The 19,883-nt window shown below is 53.5% G+C and carries 16 protein-coding genes; 12 read left to right on the plus strand and 4 right to left on the minus strand.

Annotation, left to right across the window (positions count from 1 at the left end):
• The first annotated feature begins 78 nt into the window (after nucleotides 1–78).
• The 8 genes from FCL42_RS07290 to FCL42_RS07325 are packed head-to-tail and all read left to right on the plus strand — an operon-like array spanning nucleotide 79 to nucleotide 9,396.
• A complete protein-coding gene (locus FCL42_RS07290; RefSeq protein ID WP_136862744.1) occupies nucleotides 79–2,907 on the plus strand; it encodes a M16 family metallopeptidase in 2,829 nt (942 codons plus the stop codon).
• A 51-nt stretch (nucleotides 2,908–2,958) separates the two neighbouring features.
• Nucleotides 2,959–4,623 carry an ABC transporter ATP-binding protein/permease gene (locus FCL42_RS07295; protein WP_136862745.1) on the plus strand — a complete coding sequence of 555 codons (1,665 nt, stop codon included), beginning with the start codon at nucleotides 2,959–2,961 and terminating at the stop codon, nucleotides 4,621–4,623.
• Nucleotides 4,624–4,634: 11 nt separating this feature from the next.
• The gene (locus tag FCL42_RS07300) at nucleotides 4,635–5,399 is read left to right on the plus strand and encodes a DUF3450 family protein (protein WP_136862746.1); all 765 of its coding nucleotides are present in this window, start codon (nucleotides 4,635–4,637) and stop codon (nucleotides 5,397–5,399) included.
• On the plus strand, nucleotides 5,396–6,634 hold the full coding sequence (locus FCL42_RS07305) for a MotA/TolQ/ExbB proton channel family protein (RefSeq protein ID WP_136862747.1): 1,239 nt from the start codon (nucleotides 5,396–5,398) through the stop codon (nucleotides 6,632–6,634). Before FCL42_RS07300 ends, FCL42_RS07305 begins: the two co-directional genes overlap by 4 nt.
• The gene (locus tag FCL42_RS07310; protein WP_229359805.1) at nucleotides 6,631–7,035 is read left to right on the plus strand and encodes a MotA/TolQ/ExbB proton channel family protein; all 405 of its coding nucleotides are present in this window, start codon (nucleotides 6,631–6,633) and stop codon (nucleotides 7,033–7,035) included. Before FCL42_RS07305 ends, FCL42_RS07310 begins: the two co-directional genes overlap by 4 nt.
• Nucleotides 7,017–7,430 (plus strand): ExbD/TolR family protein, encoded by a 414-nt coding sequence (locus tag FCL42_RS07315; RefSeq protein ID WP_136862748.1) that lies wholly within the window; start codon nucleotides 7,017–7,019, stop codon nucleotides 7,428–7,430. The genes FCL42_RS07310 and FCL42_RS07315 overlap by 19 nt, the downstream gene beginning before the upstream one ends.
• On the plus strand, nucleotides 7,427–8,065 hold the full coding sequence (locus FCL42_RS07320) for an energy transducer TonB (RefSeq protein WP_136862749.1): 639 nt from the start codon (nucleotides 7,427–7,429) through the stop codon (nucleotides 8,063–8,065). The genes FCL42_RS07315 and FCL42_RS07320 overlap by 4 nt, the downstream gene beginning before the upstream one ends.
• A complete protein-coding gene (locus FCL42_RS07325) occupies nucleotides 8,062–9,396 on the plus strand; it encodes a tetratricopeptide repeat protein (protein WP_136862750.1) in 1,335 nt (444 codons plus the stop codon). The genes FCL42_RS07320 and FCL42_RS07325 overlap by 4 nt, the downstream gene beginning before the upstream one ends.
• Before the next feature lie 95 nt (nucleotides 9,397–9,491).
• Here FCL42_RS07325 and FCL42_RS07330 read toward each other — a convergent pair whose 3' ends face one another.
• A complete protein-coding gene (locus tag FCL42_RS07330) occupies nucleotides 9,492–10,643 on the minus strand; it encodes an ankyrin repeat domain-containing protein (RefSeq protein WP_136862751.1) in 1,152 nt (383 codons plus the stop codon).
• A 366-nt stretch (nucleotides 10,644–11,009) separates the two neighbouring features.
• Here FCL42_RS07330 and FCL42_RS07335 point away from each other — a divergent pair, with 366 nt between their 5' ends.
• From FCL42_RS07335 to FCL42_RS07345, 3 genes are all read left to right on the plus strand, one after another.
• Entirely contained in the window at nucleotides 11,010–11,699 is a 690-nt protein-coding gene (locus tag FCL42_RS07335) for a tetratricopeptide repeat protein (protein ID WP_136862752.1), read from the plus strand.
• Between the two features lie 85 nt (nucleotides 11,700–11,784).
• Complete coding sequence (locus FCL42_RS07340) at nucleotides 11,785–12,867, plus strand: sensor histidine kinase (protein WP_169308321.1); 1,083 nt, start codon at nucleotides 11,785–11,787, stop codon at nucleotides 12,865–12,867.
• Between the two features lie 17 nt (nucleotides 12,868–12,884).
• On the plus strand, nucleotides 12,885–13,478 hold the full coding sequence (locus tag FCL42_RS07345) for a response regulator transcription factor (RefSeq protein WP_136862754.1): 594 nt from the start codon (nucleotides 12,885–12,887) through the stop codon (nucleotides 13,476–13,478).
• Nucleotides 13,479–13,590: 112 nt separating this feature from the next.
• Here the strand turns inward: FCL42_RS07345 and ssb are convergent, their stop codons facing one another.
• The 3 genes from ssb to FCL42_RS07360 all read right to left on the minus strand — a co-directional run bounded on the left by ssb (nucleotide 13,591) and on the right by FCL42_RS07360 (nucleotide 16,832).
• A complete protein-coding gene (gene ssb / locus FCL42_RS07350) occupies nucleotides 13,591–14,238 on the minus strand; it encodes a single-stranded DNA-binding protein (protein ID WP_136862755.1) in 648 nt (215 codons plus the stop codon).
• A 66-nt stretch (nucleotides 14,239–14,304) separates the two neighbouring features.
• Nucleotides 14,305–15,459 carry a type IV pilus assembly protein FimV gene (locus FCL42_RS07355; protein WP_136862756.1) on the minus strand — a complete coding sequence of 385 codons (1,155 nt, stop codon included), beginning with the start codon at nucleotides 15,457–15,459 and terminating at the stop codon, nucleotides 14,305–14,307.
• A 17-nt stretch (nucleotides 15,460–15,476) separates the two neighbouring features.
• Nucleotides 15,477–16,832, minus strand: a complete 1,356-nt coding sequence (locus FCL42_RS07360) for an MFS transporter (RefSeq protein WP_136862757.1) — start codon at nucleotides 16,830–16,832, stop codon at nucleotides 15,477–15,479.
• A 200-nt stretch (nucleotides 16,833–17,032) separates the two neighbouring features.
• On the opposite strand from FCL42_RS07360, the gene uvrA reads away from it, so the two are divergent.
• Nucleotides 17,033–19,855, plus strand: a complete 2,823-nt coding sequence (gene uvrA, locus FCL42_RS07365; RefSeq protein WP_136862758.1) for an excinuclease ABC subunit UvrA — start codon at nucleotides 17,033–17,035, stop codon at nucleotides 19,853–19,855.
• Nucleotides 19,856–19,883: the final 28 nt, after the last annotated feature.

The raw sequence follows: 19,883 nt of genomic DNA on the forward strand, positions 1-19,883 counted from the left end.
AAAACCAATATTTAAGTAGAAAACTGGCGGGGTCTTTGGGCTCTGCCAGTTCGTTGTTTCTAACTGGAATAAAACGCAATGAAACGATTAACTTTGAGTGTACTGATCAGTGCCGCCCTAGTGGCAGGCTGCAGCAACTCCGGCCTTAACCTAAACCCTAGCACCACGGATAATGGTGCTAGCTCAGTTTTGGCGCAACAGCCGCTACCAGAGCGCACTGACATCCAGCAAGGACAGCTGGCCAACGGCATGAACTACATTGTTCTGCCCAATGCTGAACCTGCGAACCGCATCTCTATGCAGTTAATTGTTCATGCCGGTTCCCTCGATGAAGCCGACGACCAGAAGGGCATTGCCCACCTAGTTGAACACATGGCGTTTAACGGAACCGAACAGTTCCCAAGTAACGGCATCATTGAGCATCAAGAATCCTTGGGCATGGTCTTTGGTCGTGACGTCAACGCCATGACCGAGTACTACACCACCTCCTACTACCTGCACCTACCAAACAACAGCAACAAGATGTTGGACGAAGCATTTAACATGTTTTCGCAGCAGGTTAGCGCTTTGACGTTCGATCAATCCGAGTTAGAAAACGAGCGCCCAGTCGTGGAAGAGGAGTGGCGCCGTGGCCTTAATATGATGGCTCGCCTAGGTACTGCCAACCGCAAGATTACCCTAAAAGGCAGCCGCTTTGGCGACCGCGACCCGATTGGCGATATGGAGCTGGTTCGCCACATCGGTGCCGATCGCATCGAAGCCTTCTACGATGACTGGTACCATCCAAACAACATGACCCTATTGGTTGTGGGCAGCGTGACCAAGGCACAAGTGGAAACCATGTTGGGTAAACACTTCGCCCAGATGCCAGCTAAACCTCTGCCTGCTCGTCCGGATCTGACCCTGCCTCTGCCGACTGAGTTGACCTTCGATACCATCGAAGATCCTGAGATCACCACAGAAGTGCTCTCAGTAAACCTGCGCGGCGAACAAGCGATGCCACACAACGAAGCCGAGCTGCGTGCAGAGCTTCTCAACAGCATCGCCATGACCATGATGGACAACCGTCTGCGAGTTCAGTATCAAACCGAAACCGACTACATCAGTCGCATGGTCTCAAGTGCCATGCCTCTGGCAACCGGTTACAACAACAACCGTGTTATGGCGATCTTGAAAGATGGCAACTACCTCAACGCCATGAACGAACTGTTCACTGAGGTGAGCCGCTATGCCGCCCACGGTTTTACTCAGCAAGATCTGGACACCGCACGCAAAGGACTCTCTGCCCGCTACCGCGCCATGGCCGATGGCCAAAAAGGCGCTAAAAACAGCCGCCAGATGATGGGGCTGTTCAACCAAATTCGCATGCAGAAGCCTCTGGTTGAGCTCAGCCAGTTTAATGAGATTGCCCAAGGTCTGATGTCGAGCATCACCATCGACGAGATCAACCAGCACTTCACCAAGGTAACTCAAGAACGTACTCCATTGGTGATCGCCCAGATCAACAGCGAACACGCTAAGCAGCTGCCAACTCAGGCAGAAATCGCCAGCCTATGGACCAAGGCTCTGGCCAATCCGCCAGCGGCTCTTGCTCAAAAAGTTCTGCCAAAGAGCCTGTTCGACAAAGCACCTGAAGCAGCCAAGGTGATCAGCCATGAGCAGTTTGACGATGTTCAGAAATGGACTCTGGCCAACGGCGCTCAGGTATGGTTCCAGCACAGTGATGAATCGGCCAATCAAGTTCAGATGCGCTGGCAAGGCTACGGTGGCACCAGTCTGCTGCCACAGGAAGATCGCCGCGCTGCATCTTTGGCAACTCGCAACTTATCCACCTTTGGCTATGGCGGCTTTAACGCCGAAGCATTGGCGGCAATTAACGCTGATCACAACATGCGCCAAATCGCTTACGTGGATCTGACCCAACAAGGCATCTTTGGATCCACCAGCAGTGACGCCGTTGAAGCCTGGCTGCAAAACGTCAACTTGATGCTGACCCAGCCGCAGGTGGACGAAACGATCTGGAAAGCCAAACAGACCTTCATGGCTCGCAGCATGGACCGCCGTAAGGATAACCCCTCTTCCCAATTTAACGAGAAGATCGATCGTCTGCGTTTTGAAAACACCCCATCCCAACAACCGATGACCCCAGAAGAACTTCGCAGCGTCAGTGCCGAGCAGATGCTCAAAGCGTACAAAGGGATCTTTGGAACCGCTGCTGGCCATCAGCTAGTGGTGATTGGTGATATCGACGCCGACACCGTAATTGATCTGGCCAGCCGTTATCTTGGTCACCTGCCAAGTGGCGAAGCCCACGGCGAGCCTAAGCTACCAAAACTGGCCACCGGCAAACACCGCATCTTGGTTGAAGGAGGTGAAGAGCCGCAGGGGATCACCAGCGTACTGTTCAACGCCGATTACCCATACAGCGATACCGCCAAGAATCAGGCTAACCTGCTAACCCGAGTTGTCTCCCTGCGCATGCGCGAGAAGCTGCGTGAAGAAGCCGGTGGCGTGTACACCAGCCGTTTTGGTATCCAACTGGAGCGTGCTCGTCAGCAAGCTTACGGCATGATCAGCTACTCCCACCAACCGGAGCGTGCCGACGAGCTGAAGCAGATGGCGCTGGCAATCGTGGATGAAGTGGCCAAAAACGGCATCACCCAAGAGGAGTTAGACAAAGTTCGTGAGCAGATCATCAGTGGTCTTAAGCCTGAGGCGATCAGCGACCGTGATCGTTATCGCTGGCTGACAGAGATGGCCGCCGACGACAACTACCGCGATCTATTGACTGACTACCTCACTTGGCTAAATCAGGTGACTCCGGATGAACTGCTGCCCATGGCACAAACCATCCTCAGTACCGACAACGTCATCGACGCGTTGTTGTTGCCAGAAAAAAAGTCTTAATTATTTAGCTACTTAAAGGAGCCCCGGCATGTGCTGGGGCTTAACTGGTTTATGAATCTGTTAAAACAGTTTTGGCGCTTGGCCGGACCTTACTGGTTCAACAAACGCAATTGGTTCTCCTGGGTGCTACTGGGCATGTCCATTGGCGCCAGCTTAACCATGATTGAGATCACCGTGTGGCTCAATGAATGGAACCGTGACTTTTACGACGCGCTGGCTGAGCTCAACGTCGACGCCATCTATCCGCTGCTGATCGATTTCTGCTGGCTGGTGGCCATCATTGTTCTACTGAAAGTGTACGCCGATTGGCTCGCTGAATTGGTGCAGATCCGCTGGCGTCAATGGATGACCGAAGGGCTGCTTGAGCGTTGGTTCGCCAACGGCACCTACTACCGCATGACCTTAGGGGAAGAGCCCGACAACCCGGATCAACGTATCGCTGAAGACGCCCGCCTGCTTACCAGCGACAGCGTTGAGCTGTTTGTAGGCGCCATCAAGTCCACCGCCGTGCTGATCGCCTTTACCTCGGTACTGTGGGAGCTCTCTGGCAACTTGGCGATTCCTTGGGATGGCGAGGTGATTCACATCACCGGTTACCTGTTTTGGGTAGCGCTGATCTACGCCATCTTCGGCACCGGCCTGACTCAATTTTTCGGCCACAAACTCCACGGCTTGAATTACCAGCAGCAGCGCAAAGAAGCTAACTTCCGTGCCAGCTTACTGCGTAAGCGAGACAACGCCGAGCAGATCGCGCTGTTCAAAGGGGAAGCCAAGGAACAGATGAACCTCAAAGGCGGCTTTACCGACATCATCGGCAACTGGCGCATGCTCATGAACCGCCGCAAAAACCTTGGTTTGGTGGTAAACAGCTATCACGAAACCGCCAAGATGGTACCGCTATTTGCTGGCATTCCGGCACTGATGGCAGAGGTGATCACCATCGGCGGTCTGTTTCAGGTACGCATGGCGTTTATGAAGGTGTACGCCGGTTTCAGCTGGTTTGTTCACAGTTACGAAAACCTAACTCGCTGGTCCGCCACCGTGGTGCGTATCGGCCAATTCCTCGAGGCCATGGAGCAGCAACAGCCCCTACCACAGCCGGAGAAAGACCAGCAGCTCGATTGCCAGCAGCTGGCGCTGTTTACCCCGAATGGCAAGCCGCTGCTGGATAAAGTCGAGCTGACACTGCCGCCACACTCACAACTGCTGATCTCTGGAGTCAGCGGACTGGGTAAGTCCACCCTACTGCGTACCCTAGCAGGGATCTGGCCCTTCTACGATGGCGAGTTTAAACAGGCGCAGGGGCACACCATGTTGATGCCGCAAAAACCCTACTTACCATCCGGTAGCTTGCGAGCCTGCTTGAGCTACCCCAGTGAAGCCGACTACGACGATCAACAGCTAGTGCAGGTACTGCACGACGTCAATTTGACGCACCTGAGTGACAACCTCAGCTTCGAATGCGAATGGCAACAGCGTTTGTCCGGCGGTGAGCAGCAACGACTCAGCCTCGCCCGAGCCCTACTGGCAAAACCGGATACCTTAATTCTGGATGAAGCCACCAGCAGCTTAGACGAAGCCAGCGCCAAAGCGATGATTGAAACCTTAAAACAACAGCTACCACAAACCAGCTTGATGATGGTGTCGCATCAACGCAGTTTGCAGCCGCTGTTTGAACGACAACTGGATCTGGGCCGCTTCGCCGCGGCGCAATAGAGAGGATCACCGTGTTATCGAAATCCCTAACCTACATCGTCCTTGGGGCGATGTCGGCTCACATAGGATTCGCTGTGGCCAGTTCTGCGGAGTTGGCCAAGCTCGACCTATTGGTGAGCCAGCAGCTTCAAGTCGAGCGAGCTACCTCAGCGCTGCAACTGGAAGCCCAGCAAACACTCGCGGATAACAAGCGTCTGATCGCGCTGTATCAGCAGGAACATAAGGCGCTGTCCAAAGCCCTAGCACGACAGCAGCAGCAACAGGATGAAGTGGCAGAAAAACGCACGGAACTGCTGGCAGCCCAAGAGGTACAGGAACAGCGCACTCAGGCTTACGAGCAGCAATTGGCTCAGGGCAGTGATTTCCTACTGGGTATCTGGCCACAACTGCCACCGCCAATCAGCAAAGCCAACCATGATCAGTGGCTAAAACTGCAAGACAACAAGCTGGGCTTAAGCGAGCGTTTCGCCGCCATGATCGACCTGCTCACCAAATTGGAAGAGTTCGATGCCAGCATCAACCTGCACCAAGGCCAACTGATGCATCAAGGCGAGCAGTGGCATGGCGAGCAGCTGTTTATTGGTTTGTCTCAGGCCTACTACCGCTTACCTAACGGCGAAGGCGTCGGAGTTGGTGGCGTGGTTGACGGCACTTGGGCCTGGCAAAGCAAGCCTGAGGCCCAAGCTGAAATTAACCGAGCCTTTGAGATCTATCAGGGCAAGCAAACCGTGGAGTTTGTCACCCTGCCTCTGACATCCGTGGAGGTGCAACCATGAAACGCAGATGGCTAACCGCATGTTTGCTCTGCCTACCTTTGGTATCCCACCTTGGATTTGCCAAAGACGATCTCAGTCAAGTGACCCGAGAGTTCGAGCGCAAACTCGCCGCTTCGCAGCAGCGCTATCAACAAGTCAGCGATGGCCTGCTAAAGCAGCGTAAACCGCAACTACAGAAACTGCAGAAGCTGGAGCGCCAGCTCATCGAGCTGCGTCAACAATTGGCTGGACATACCCGCGCCAAGGATGAGCAGTTTGTCTCTCTGCAAAGCATGCAAACCAGACTAGGAAAGTGGCAGCAGCAGAACCGCTACATCGATAACCTGCTAGGGCGTTACCTCGGTGGCGACAGCGACATCAAGGATACCAAGCTGTTTACCTCCCGCCTTGCGGCGCTATCGCAAGACCTGCGTCCAGAATGGCGCAGCAGTGAGATAGTTGGCCTGGATGGCCGCATTGTTCAGGGCCAGCAACTGACCGTGGGGCCATTGAGCTGGTTTAAGGACACTCAAGGCCAAGGCTATCTGGCGGACACCATCGCCACGCCCAATAACCTGTTGATGGCCGCCCCAATGGCCATCAACGACATAAACGCCATGCCAGTGGACATCAGCCAAGACAAGGCCATTCGCATCGCCTCCAGCGAAAGCAGTTGGCTATCTAAGTTGGAAAAAGGCGGCATCTGGGTTTACCCCATCTTAGTGCTGGGAGCCCTTGCCCTGTTAGTCGCCCTATACAAACTGGTTACCCTGGCTCGACTGGCAAAACTGCAACCCCAATTTGCCCGACAAGCCCTAGATGGCAATCAACCCGAAACCCACGGCTGGCAGCAACAGCTGTTCGATTTGGCACAAGCCCACCGCCATTGGCCTCATGAAGCTCTGGCCGACAAGCTTCACCACCAATTGCTGGAGTGGAAAGCCCAATTGGACAGCAAGATGGTGATGCTTGCTGCTACCGCTGCCGTAGCACCATTATTGGGTCTGCTCGGAACCGTGAGCGGCATGATTCATACCTTTGAGATGATGAATCTGTTCGGCAACCAAGACCAAAATATGCTGGCCGGGGGCATCTCCGAAGCGCTGGTTACCACCGAGCTTGGTTTGATTGTGGCTGTGCCCACTCTGCTGCTCCACGCCTACATTAATCGTGGCCACCAAGCCTATTTGGCGCAGCTGGAAGCGGACACAGTGCTTCTGGCAGAGCTAAGCAGTGCTAGCAAGGAGTCCTCATGAGCGAGTTGCTGTTATCAGGCAAAGGGATGGTGTTAGTTCTCATCAGCCTATTGGCGCTGGTCATCTATTGGCAGGTGTTCGATCTGATGCAGCGACTGTTCCTGATCAAAGGCCAAGATATGACGGAAATTCTGCAGTGCCAACTGCGAGGCCACCAGCTTTCAGGCTGGGTCAAGGTGCTGCCATTACTCGGCCTACTGGGCACCGTTGGCGGTCTGTTTGACAGTTTCAATGGCCTTGCCAGTGGCGATCAACAAACCCTAACCACCGGCATCGCCGAAGCGCTGTTGACCACTCAGCTTGGGCTGACCACGGCACTACCAGCCTTAATTCTGCTGATGTTGTGCCAGCGTCGCTGCGAACGACGTACTCTGGAGGAAACATGCACCGACACTCAATAACCGATAAGGGTGACCAAAATCTCACCATCGACATCGGTCCACTGCTGGATGTGGTGTTCATCTTATTGATCTTCTTCATCGTCTCGGCGGTATTCGTAAAGGAGACCGGCATCGAGGTCGACAGACCTTCGGCCATCAGTCAGGGCAATGCCGAGCAACAAGCGGTGATGATTGCCTTAAGCGCCGATGGCGAAGTGTGGCACGGCGGCATGCAGATCGGCATGGCTGGCGTCACGCCCATGCTCAAACAGCAACTGCGCAAAGGCCGCTCCGTAGTGATCATTCAGGCAGACAAACACAGCATGACCGAATCTCTGGTTCAATTGGTGGACTTGTGCAAATTGGCGGGCTTTGGTCAGGTCAGTGTTGCCACCAAGTCGGGAGCCAACGGATGACCCTACGCTGGAGCATAAATAGCATCGCAGCCCTGCTTTTGATGGCCGGCCTGTGGCTGTTGCTGCAAGCTCACACGGCGCCGCCACCGCCGCAAGACACCATGATGATCCGCAAACTGGATACCGCGTCGCTACCACCACCACCGCCGCCACCTCCTAGCCAGCCTCGGCCGCAGGAAACCGCCGCCGCCAGCCTGACGCTGTCGCAAGCGAAATCACCGGTAAAGCTGAAGGTGACGCCGCTGGACATGCCGCTGCCGGAGTTATCCGCCCCCAATGCCCTAAGCAGTGCTCCGGTGATGGAGAGCATCCGCTTCGATACCCAGGCGTTGGTATCCGCCATCACCACATTCAGCCTGGATCAGCTGGATGAGATGCCTCGATTGCTGACGCCGATCACCGTGCGCTTGCCCAAAACCCTACGCCAGCAGGGTATTCAAGACGCGCAGTTGCGACTGCATGTGATCATTCATGAAACAGGCAAGGTAGAACTGGTCAATGTGGATCAGGCTCAATATCCGGAGCTCTCCCCATTGGCACAAAAGATCATTAATCAGGCGAGGTTCAGCTCACCTCGCCGCCAAGGTAACAAAGTAAAGGCCGAATTTATCTGGCCTCTAAAGGTCTCTGCATGAAACAGATAATTTTTGCGCTGTGCTGCCTTAGCGCCAGCGCGTCCATCGTAGCCCAAGAGTTCAGTTGGGACGGTGGCGATCTACAATTCGAATTTAGCTCTCTCCCCTATCAACAGCGCGAGCCTAAAATTACTCAACAGGAGTATGAGGTGTTGGGCAAAGTGGTTGACCTAGTCAAACAGCAGCGGGAAGCCGACGCCATTGCCGAACTAAAACTGCAGATCGCCCGCAGCCCAAGTGCGGCGATGTGGTTCTCTCTGGCGCAGATGCAACAGCAGCAACAGCAACCAAATGAAGCGATCGCCGCTTTGGAGGAAGCGGTTAAGTTGATGCCCCACTTCACTCGAGCTCACGAATCTCTAGGAACTCTGCTCACTCAGAAAGGGGAGCTCAAACAAGCTCGTCCCCATCTACAACTGGCCGCCAGCCAAGGGGCGCCGGCACAGATCTATGCCATGTTGGGGTATGGCTACCTGCAAGACAACCAACCTCAAGCGGCCAAAGCCGCCTACAGCCAAGCGTTGATGCTCGCCGGTGATAACCCTCAGTGGCAGCGAGGATTACTCCACGCCGCCGTCACCGCCGGTGATGACGCTCTGGCTCGGTCCTTAACAGAGCAGTTACTGGTCGCCGCCCCCAATGATGCCCAATTGCACCAACTTAGAGCCAGCCTGGCTCAGCGCCAACAAGATTGGCCTCAAACCATTGCCAGCTTGGAAATAGCTCAACAGCTACAACCCCATGATGAAGTCAAATGGAAATTGGCGCAGATCTATCTAGATCAAGGCTACTATCAGCTGGCAGAGCCACATCTTAATCAACTGGTTGCCAAGGGAATTAACGGTCGTCAATCTCAACTTCTTGAGGTCAGTGATTATCTCATTGCTCAGCAGCAATATAAGTCTGCCGCCAGTTTGCTCAAATCCTTGGTAGACCACCAAGGCCTGACCCCAAGTCAAAACAGCCACGCTCTCACCAGCCAAGCCAAGCTATTGGCACAGCAGAATCCGAAACGCTCGGTGAGCACACAGATGGGGCTGCTTAACAAGGCTCTGAAACAGGATCCACTTAATGGCACGGCACTGATTGCATTAGCTCGACACTATGAGTCCAGTGACCAAGCGCAAGCGGAGGCCCTGTATCGCCGCGCCGCGGCCATCTCATCGGTGCAACTAGAAGCCCTGCAGCGCCACGCCCAACTGCTGCTGACCCAAGAAGCCTATCGACGGGCTGAACAGTTGTTGCAGCAAGCGGTGAAGCAGTCCCCTAATGACAAACAGCTGAGGGACAATTTAGCGCTAGTCACTCGGATGGTGCAAAGTCAGGGGTAGTTAACCGACGACAGCAAGCGAAGCAAACAGGCCGGCCCCCCCCCCTCTACTCTTTACCGATTAAAGGGCTGGTGCAGGTCTGTTTCTAATAATATCTATTCGTGAACCCTGTATTTTAGGAAAGCCTCTTCAATCAATTGCTGCTCGATTTTAGTTACCCTCAATGAATCAAGCATCTGAATTGCGGTTTCTCCCTGCCAATTGGCGGCAGTGGTATCAGCACCCTTGGCCAGTAGATATTTGGTAAGCTCAACATTCCCCACCATGACTGCATACATCAGTGGGGTAAACCCAGTTTCATTGCTTTGATTGATATCCGCCCCCGCATCAATAACAGCATCCAATACCTTTTGCTCAGAGCGATACCCATCGCTGATCTGCATAAAAAACCATGAACTCTCGGCTAATCTCGTTAAAGTTTCTGGCGCTATCGCTTCTAATTGCTCCAGATTGATTCCAGCCACCAGCAACTCCCCGAGCACACTGCGAGACGCTTCAATCTCATCCAAGTTCAGTTTTTCCAATAAGTTGGCGACATCGGTATGTTCATCTAATTGATACAGTTCGTTTTTAATTTTTTGCTCTTCAGTGCGCAGTGAATACCCCATCAGTTCGAGGTAAGCCAAGATCCGCTCTCTTTCTACGACACTAGGGTTAAAACTCAGTGCCCCTGTAAAACCCTGTCCGTCGTTGCCACCAGCCACTTCGATGCTGGCTCCTGCATGAACTAAAAACTCAAAGTCTTCAGATGTTCCATACATCGCAACGTAATACAGAGGCTTAGGGCCATATCGAGTCACCTGATCTAAATCGAACCCCCGCTCAACGAGCCAAGTGATCATCTGATAGTTATGCTGACGCAGATAGAATTCCAACACCCCTTCACTCTCACCAATTGGCCAATTGCCAAAGCGCTGGACGCTTTGCGCTTCCAAAAACCACTGCCACTGCTCGGCGGTAATGTGCTCCACCGTCAGCCCCCATGCATCCAGCTCAGAAACGATGAAGTGAGGCAGCGGCTGACTCAAGATTGCAGGTCGATTCTCCTCTGACTGAGGTGGTATTTCAGTATGGGAGTCGGCACCGCCAAGAGCCTCAGGGTTCTTGAGTGTCTCTTGTTGCCACTGTGGACTTTGGGTGTTGAATTGACAGAGTTCGGATTGGCATTGCCACACTAAGGCAATAGAAGTCAGCAATCCTAGCGATAATGCGCCATTTAGCACGCCGAGCATGCGGTTAAACTTCACTCGAGATACATCCCCAATTGATTTGAAACCCCCATTGTCTCGCCCAAACTCGCTAATGATATTGATTTTTATCAATATTTTTAATAACCAACCCAGCGAAGCCCAGCTCTGTGAGCCAGCCGGTGTACCGGGTTCAACAACAACGTCTCCAAGCCGAACACCTTAGTGTTCTTGGCATGAACCGCTGGCCGCTCCCCCTATCCAGTCGTTTTCGGCTTGAGAAAAGAGAGGCGTTATTCCCACTCAAAATCAACTCATGACATTTGTCATCACGATCCCATGACCTTTGTGCCTAATAAAGCAACGGCGGTTCTTTGATACTTAATCCACAGCAATACGCTGCCATTTACTTTAAAGGAATAGATTATGAAAACCGTTGTAATGATCGCTGGACTTGCCCTTTTCAGCCACACGGCTCACGCTGAAATCGCCAACATCGATGCTGCGGCGAACAGCATGGATATTAATAAACTAAAGCAGCTTGTTGTTACCGAACACGATTATAGTCAGGCCTACGCTAACTACCGTTTGGCCATCAGTGCCAATGTATTAGGGCAACCGCAAGTCGCCAAAACCGCTCTGGCTCAAGCACAAGCCACCCTAGAGCTTCTTAATAGCTCACAAGCTAATGGGGAAAACTACACCCTATTGGCCTCGGTTTACGGCATGAAAATCGCCTTGGAACCCATGAGCGCGCAAAGCTTTGGTATCGAGTATGCGAAAGCGCTTGCCAACGCCGAGCAATTGGATCCGCAAAACCCTAGGCTTAAACTGGTGCAGGCCATGGGTGCCTATAACACCCCTGCCGCCTATGGCGGCAGCCCACAACAAGCACTGGAGCTAGCAAATCAAGCCATTACGCTATTCCAAGCCCCTTGCGACACCATCTGCTGGGGTGAAGCGGAAGCCTACACCTGGCGCGGCTTGGCTCAACAAGCCCTTGGAAATGACACCGCTGCCATCGCCGATTGGCAGCAGGCATTAGCGGTGCAAAGTGACTATAGCTGGGCACAGTTTCTTATTCGAAAAAACACCCCCAATGATCAAAGCCAGTAATAACGAATGAAATCACAGCAAGCTAAGACAAATAATTTAGCTTGCTGTACCTTATCCAATATTAATGCGAACCCATGAGGCACCTATGGCTGTCAATATTCCTTCCGATCAAGATGCGGCCTCAGAGAAGCGATACGCGTGGGTCTACCTGCTGAATCTCGGCTTCTATTTCATTCCCCTCATACTAAGCGACCATCACCCATGGCAAATCGGCCTCAGTCTATTGACGCTGGTTCCCTTTGTATTTTTCTATTACCGCGCCTTTAATGCCGATCGTCAAAACGCTCTGTTGCCAATTGTTGGCATGTTGCTATTGGCCATTCTAATTACGCCGATTAATACAGGTTCCCTGTCACTGTTCACTTTCGCCGGTTTCTTTATCGGCTTTTTCTACTCAACCAGCGTCGCGTTATTCAGTTTAATCGGGATATCCATGACGCTTCTCGCCCTAAATCAACTCTTTGGCTTTGACCAATATTACTTTCCAGCCTACGGCACCTTGATCGTTGCCGTCGTGGGCCTATTTGGGGTAATAGAGAAGAGACGCCTAGAAAGCAAAAGGCTGCAGCAAAAAAGCAAAGATGAAATAGCGCAAATGGCGAAAATGGTCGAAAGGGAGCGCATCGCCAGAGATCTGCACGATGTCATGGGCCACAGCCTGTCATCCATCATACTCAAAGCCGAGCTTGCGGAAAAATTGATAGAAAAACAGGAGATAAGCCAGGCCAGTCAACAGCTCGCAGAGCTCGGTACGATTGCCAGAGACAGCCTAAGCCAAATTCGACGTACGGTTTCAAACTACAAACATACCGGCTTAGATGCCACCATTCAGCAGCTATGCCAACGCTTAAGAGATAAGGAGATAGCCGTCGAAGTGACCGGCGAGCTCCAGCCGTTACCCGCCCGTATCGAAAGCCAACTCATACTGATATTGACTGAGCTAGTCAGTAATATACTGCGCCATAGTCAGGCCAAAAATTGCCAAATCATTCTCGACCAACAACCTGACAAGGCCGAACTCAGCGTCATTGAGCAAGTAAAGCTCGATACACTCAAAGCCGGCAATGGCATTCAGGGAGTTAAAGAGCGTGTTGCCAGCCTAAACGGTCAATACATGGTTAAGCTGACCCCCAATTACCACACCCAAATAACCATTCCGCTGCAGTGAGAGGCACAGATAAACCCATGAAAATATTATTAGCGGAAGATCAAGCCATGGTCAGAGGCGCGCTGGCAGCCCTACTATCCATGGAAGGTTTTGAAATAATACAAGCGGAAAACGGCGATGAAGCACTGGCAATTCTAAAACAGATGCCAATCGACCTATTGCTAACCGATATCGAAATGCCGGGACTGAGTGGACTTGAACTTGCCCAGAGGATACAAGCACAACAACTCCCGACCAAGGCCATTATCATCACCACCTTTAGTCGAGTCGGCTACATCAAACGCGCCATTGAGTTAGGGGTGGATGGCTTTCTGCTGAAAGACTCCCCCTCGTCGGAACTCACCGCTGCCATTGCCAAAGTGATGACGGGCAAACGGGTTATCGACCCAGAGCTCGCCATTATGGCGGTGGGCGAGCACGACCCACTCAATGATAAAGAGCGCAAAGCACTGAGACTTGCTGGCGAAGGTCAGTCAACAGCCCAGATCGCCGCAAAGCTATTTATCGCCGAGGGTACGGTGCGTAACTATTTATCGGAAGCCATAGCCAAGCTCAACGCCGGCAATCGCGTTGATGCGGCTCGAATAGCCAAACAAAAAGGCTGGCTCTAATCACCGACAGCAATGCCAGCTTGGTTAATCGGTGTAGTCATTACTTTTCCCGCAACAAAAAAGCCCCTGCAGTGCAGGGGCTCTTAACGAATCGATTCAAAGGCTTAACGGCCTAGAACGGGATATCGTCATCCCAACCGTCGTCCAGATCAGGAGTGTAGTTCTGCTGAGCGGGTTGCTGAGGCGCTGGAGCAGATTGCTGCTGAGGCGCAGATTGCTGTGGTGCTGGCGCAGACTGCTGAGGTGCAGATTGCTGCGGACGTGACTGCTGCTGGAAACCACCAGACTGTTGGCCGCCCTGCTGCTGATAGCCACCTTGCTGACCACCACCGAAGTTACCACCGCCTTGCTGGCCACCTTGGTAACCACCAGGCTGTTGGCCGCCGCCAAAGCCGCCGCCTTGACCGCCTTGCTGGCCGCCACGGGAATCCAGCATCTGCATGTCGTTCACCAGAATCTCAGTGGTGTAACGATCTTGCCCGTTGTTATCTTGCCACTTACGAGTTTGCAGACGACCTTCCAAGTAAACCTTGGAACCTTTACGCAGGTACTCACCAGCAATCTCTGCCAGACGGCGATACATGGTAATGCGGTGCCACTCAGTTTGCTCTTTCTGCTCGCCGGTGTTCTTGTCTTTCCAAGTTTCGCTGGTAGCAACGGTGAAGTTAGCCACGGCGTTGCCGTTAGGCATATAACGAACCTCAGGATCTTGTCCCAGGTTACCCACAATAATTACTTTATTGATGCCACGGCTGGCCATCGCACTCTCCAAATGTTCAAACTGATATTAATCGGCAAAGGGTACCATACCCCCAGCCTTGGATCATCACCTAGTCAGGCTTCTAAAACGGGCTTTGGCCGCCACTTCATCGCGCCACTGGCTGATTGCTGCAGTGGATGGTGCCCTTAGCACCTCACAGATCAATCGGTTAGGGTTTCCAGAGGTAAAACAGCCAGGGTTAGACGTCAGTAACGCCATCATGCTGCCGTACTGCCCTAAACCAAACTTCGACGAACTGGCCTTGGAAAATGACCAAAACGACTGCCCCCCTAATGGCATCAAGGCACCTGGCTTAATGGAACTAGACCCACTGGCGGGGGCTGCCACCTTGGTTACCGGCGTCGGCGTAGCTACTGGTTTGGGCTTCGGCCTAGCCACAGGCTTAGTCACCGGTTTGGGCTTCACTACGACCTTAGGCGTGGTTTTCACCGCCACCTTGGCCACTGGCTTAGGTTGAGGCTTCGTCGGTATCGTCTGAGACTGACTTTTAGGTGGCGCCACAAGCCCTTGCTCAACACGAAGATCTGCGCTCAGTACCGCCGCATCGAAACGCCATTTGGCATCCACTTCATCCTGATAACGGGATAGAATCGCTGCCGAAGGGCACTGTAACTGCTTACAGATAAGATGGTTAGGGTTACCGCCTTCAAAACACTCGGGATTGGCTTCATGGAGCGCCATCAAGCTGCCGAAGTGGCCCAAGCCAAATTGCGGCGCCCACTCTTTGGACTTAGCCCACAGAGACTGCCCCTTGAGATCGCACATCGCCACCTTGACGCGGCGTTCTGCGGGCTGGGTTAGATTGACCCCAATCTGCTGAGTTTGCTTTTTAACCTCAGGTGCCGCCGCATTAGGATTCAAGGCCACGGAAAACTGCAGCACCTTGTTGGCTGAGTCGCGGAATAGGCTGGTCACCAAGATGGTGGCGTGAGTGCCAGCTACGGGTTCATTGCTGGTCAGCTCAACCAAGTAGTCGTTGATGTCGCGGCGCTTTAGCAACCAACGGCGGCCATCGGGCTGTTGTAGGAAAAAGCGCAGCTGTTGCACAACAAAGGGCTGGCCAACAATATTCATGGTTAAACGCAATGGCTGCTCAGGGCCTGAGTAGACCTCATTCACACTCAGGTGCTTGATGGTGGTTTGCGCCCAAGCCAATCCAGACACCAACCACAACATCAACACCGCGCTTCTCAGCCCCATAGCAACGCTACTCCGTATTAACCGACAATTGCCCGCGCTTGTTCGATTTCAAAACCATCCTCAACTTTCAAGTAAGCGGCTTGCTGCTCGATGATCACCGTCACCTCAGCAACGCCTGTTAGCTCTAATAATCGTTTTGCCAACAACTTAGCTTGAACGTCGTCCTCAACAGCGGCATCCATGGTAATGCTCTTTACCGATTTCGGGTTCTTCAACCCAAACATTGGCAGCAACCACAATGTGGTCAACGCAGCACACGCGAGGAAGACCCCTTCGCCACCAAACACGGTATACATGCCGCCGCCCACACTGCCGCCTAAAAATGCACCTAGAAACTGGCTGGTAGAGTAGATGCCCATGGCTGACCCTTTGTCTCCCGGCGGACTAAAACGAGAGATAAGTGTCGGCAATGATGCCTCCATGTAGTTGAATCCTGTGAAAAATACCAGAGTCGCAACCCCCAGAGCCCATAGGCTGTGGTCAGCGTACGCCATCATTAACATGGAAACAATCAGCAAGATCATGGCAAGTAAAAATGGGCTACGGCTGTCACCTTTTTTCACCGAATAGATGATCAGCGGTGCCATAAACAGGAAGGAGAGCAACAGCGCTGGCAGATACAATTTCCAGTGAGACGTTGCCACTAACCCAGCGTCCACGACCGTCAGTGGCAACGCCACAAACAGCGCGCACATAATGAAATGCAGGGAGAAAATACTGATGTCCAAGCGCAGCAACTGTGGGTTTTTCAGCATCTTAAGAAAACGAGCGGGTACCGCAACCACATCTCCGGTGGGGGCTTGACGCACCGCATTGGGCACCAAGGTGTGCACCACAATCAACGCCACAATAGACAGTACCGCGGTCATGTAGAACAAACCGCTGAGGCCAAGGCTCGCTGCCAGAGTTGGGCCTGCCACCAAACTCACCGCAAAGGAGAGCCCAATGAAGGAGCCAATGACCGCCATCACCTTGGGGCGCTGCTCTTCACGGGTGAGATCCGAGGCCAGTGCCAATACTGCCGACGCCACCGCGCCCATGCCTTGCAAGGCGCGACCGACCGTCACCACCTGAATGCTGTCTGCCATACCCGCCACTAGACTACCTATGGCAAACAACACTAAGCCGCCGGTGATCACCGCTTTACGACCAATTTTATCCGACAACATCCCCGCAGGGATCTGCAACAACGCTTGGGTTAGGCCATAGCCACCAATCGCCAAGCCCACCCACATCGGTGAAAACCCGTCGAGGTGCTGACCGTAGATCGCCAAAACCGGCATGATCAAAAACAGCCCAAACATACGCAGGCCATAGATGCTGGCCAAGGTGAACGCCGCGCGGCGCTCTGTTGGGGTTAACCCATTACTCACAGCTTGCTTCCTCAATGTTGGAGCACAATTTTCGGGCGCCAGTTTACCAGAGGTTAATCAAGTTCACATTGGCAAACTGACGCCGATTTTATCGGTGTGGATAACCAATAATGGCGATTAGGGCGATTGAAAGTTGGAAAGTGCCTTCGACAAAGAGATTATGCGATACTGATCAAATTGTTTTTTAGTCTGGCTGCATCATGGATCAGATCGAAGTTCGGGGCGCCCGCACCCACAACCTTAAAGATATCTCCCTGACCTTACCTCGTGATCAACTCATTGTGATCACGGGGCTTTCCGGCTCAGGTAAATCGTCTCTGGCATTCGATACCCTCTATGCCGAGGGGCAACGCCGTTACGTTGAGTCGCTCTCTGCCTACGCCCGTCAGTTCCTCTCCCTGATGGAAAAGCCAGACGTAGACCACATCGAAGGCCTGTCGCCAGCCATCTCCATCGAGCAGAAATCCACCTCTCATAACCCTCGTTCTACCGTGGGCACCATCACCGAGGTGTACGATTACCTGCGTCTGTTGTTCGCCCGAGTGGGTGAACCTCGCTGCCCAACTCACGGCCAACCTCTGGCGGCACAAACCGTCAGTCAGATGGTGGACAAAGTGCTGGAGTTACCCGAAGGCAGCAAACAGATGCTGCTGGCTCCGGTGGTTAAAGGTCGCAAAGGGGAACACACCAAGCTGCTGGAAGGTCTTGCAGCTCAAGGTTACATTCGCGCCCGTATCGACGGTGAGGTGTGCGATCTGTCCGATCCACCGCCCCTGGATCTGCACGTAAAGCACGATATCGAAGTGGTGATCGACCGCTTCAAGGTTCGCAGTGATCTCGCCCAGCGACTGGCCGAATCCATCGAAACCGCTCTGGAACTCTCCGGTGGCGTAGTGCACGTGGCCAGCATGGACGAAAAAGATGCCGAGCCACTGATCTTCAGTGCCAACTTCGCCTGCCCACAGTGTGGCTACGCCATGAGCGAACTTGAACCGCGCATCTTCTCCTTTAACAATCCTGCCGGTGCCTGCCCCACCTGTGATGGCCTTGGGGTACAGCAGTTCTTCGATGCCAATCGCGTAATCACCAATCCCGAACTGTCGCTGGCCGACGGCGCCATTCGCGGTTGGGACAAGCGCAACTTCTACTACCACCAGATGCTGAAATCTCTGGCAGAGCACTACAAATTCGACATCAACGAACCCTTTGAAGACCTGCCCAAGAAAGCCCGTGACGTGGTACTGCATGGATCCGGGCGCACCAACATCGCCTTCAAATACGTCAATGACCGGGGCGATGTGGTCAACCGTAACCACCCGTTCGAGGGAATTCTCAATAACATGCAGCGCCGCTACAAGGACACCGAATCCAATGCGGTACGTGAAGAGTTAACCAAGTACATCAGCAACACCAGCTGTCAAAGCTGTGGCGGCTCGCGCCTGCGAGAAGAGGCCCGAAATGTGTTCGTTGATGACATCAACATGCCAGTGCTGGCTGAATGGTCCATCGGCGATACCATGGCCTGGTTCGAAAGCCTAAAACTGGAAGGCCAGCGCGCTCAGATCGCCGATAAGATCTTAAAAGAGATCCGCGATCGCTTGGGTTTCCTCGTCAACGTGGGTTTGAACTACCTCACCCTATCCCGCTCCGCCGAAACCCTCTCCGGCGGTGAAGCTCAGCGCATTCGTTTGGCCAGTCAGATTGGCGCGGGGCTGGTGGGCGTCATGTACGTGCTGGATGAACCCTCTATCGGCCTGCACCAGCGCGACAACGAGCGACTGCTGAAAACCCTGACCCACCTACGGGATCTGGGTAACACCGTCATCGTGGTGGAGCACGACGAAGACGCCATCCGTCAAGCTGACCACATTGTGGATATTGGCCCAGGAGCCGGGGTGCACGGCGGTCAAGTGATCGCCCAAGGGGATTACCAAGCCATTTGCGACAACACCAACTCCCTAACCGGGCAGTATCTGTCCGGAGCCAAGCAGATTGGGGTTCCCAAATCTCGCACGCCCTACGACAAGTCTCAGGTCATTGAGCTCAAAGGGGCCAGCGGCAACAACCTCAAACAGGTCGACCTCACCATACCTTGCGGCCTGATGACCTGCGTCACCGGGGTTTCCGGTTCGGGTAAATCGACGCTGATCAACGATACCTTCTACAAACTGGCTCACACCCAGCTCAACGGTGCCACTGCCGATGAGCCAGCGCCCTATAAGAGCATCAAAGGACTGGATAACTGCGATAAGGTGGTCGACATCGACCAAAGCCCTATTGGCCGAACGCCTCGCTCCAACCCAGCCACGTACACCGGCATCTTCACCCCAATTCGAGAGCTGTTCGCTGGCACCCACGAATCTCGTGCTCGCGGTTACAAGCCGGGCCGTTTCTCGTTCAACGTTCGCGGCGGCCGCTGTGAAGCCTGTCAGGGTGATGGGGTGATTAAGGTAGAGATGCACTTCCTACCCGACGTGTACGTTCCCTGCGATCAATGTAAGGGCAAGCGTTACAACCGGGAAACCTTGGAAGTGCAATACAAGGGCAAAAACATCCATCAGGTGCTGGAGATGACCGTCGAAGACGCGCGCGAATTCTTCGATCCGGTTCCTGCCATCGCCCGTAAACTCCAGACGCTTATGGATGTGGGCTTGTCCTACATCCGCTTAGGTCAGGCGGCAACCACCCTGTCTGGCGGCGAAGCTCAGCGAGTAAAACTGGCTCGAGAACTGTCCAAGCGCGATACCGGTAAAACCCTGTATATCTTGGATGAGCCCACGACTGGCCTGCACTTCCAAGACATTCAGATGCTGCTGGACGTACTGCACCGTCTTCGCGATCACGGCAATACCGTGGTGGTGATTGAGCACAATCTCGATGTGATCAAAACCGCCGACTGGATTGTGGATTTAGGGCCGGAAGGCGGCTCTGGTGGCGGTGAAATTCTGGTAACCGGCACCCCAGAGCAGGTGGCGAAACACAAAACCTCCCACACCGCTCGCTTCTTGAAGCCGATGCTGTAAATCAAACGAGGCTTATGAACTCAGGTTC

It is taken from the genome of Ferrimonas aestuarii (assembly GCF_005116665.1).
Classification (GTDB): Bacteria; Pseudomonadota; Gammaproteobacteria; order Enterobacterales; family Shewanellaceae; genus Ferrimonas; species Ferrimonas aestuarii.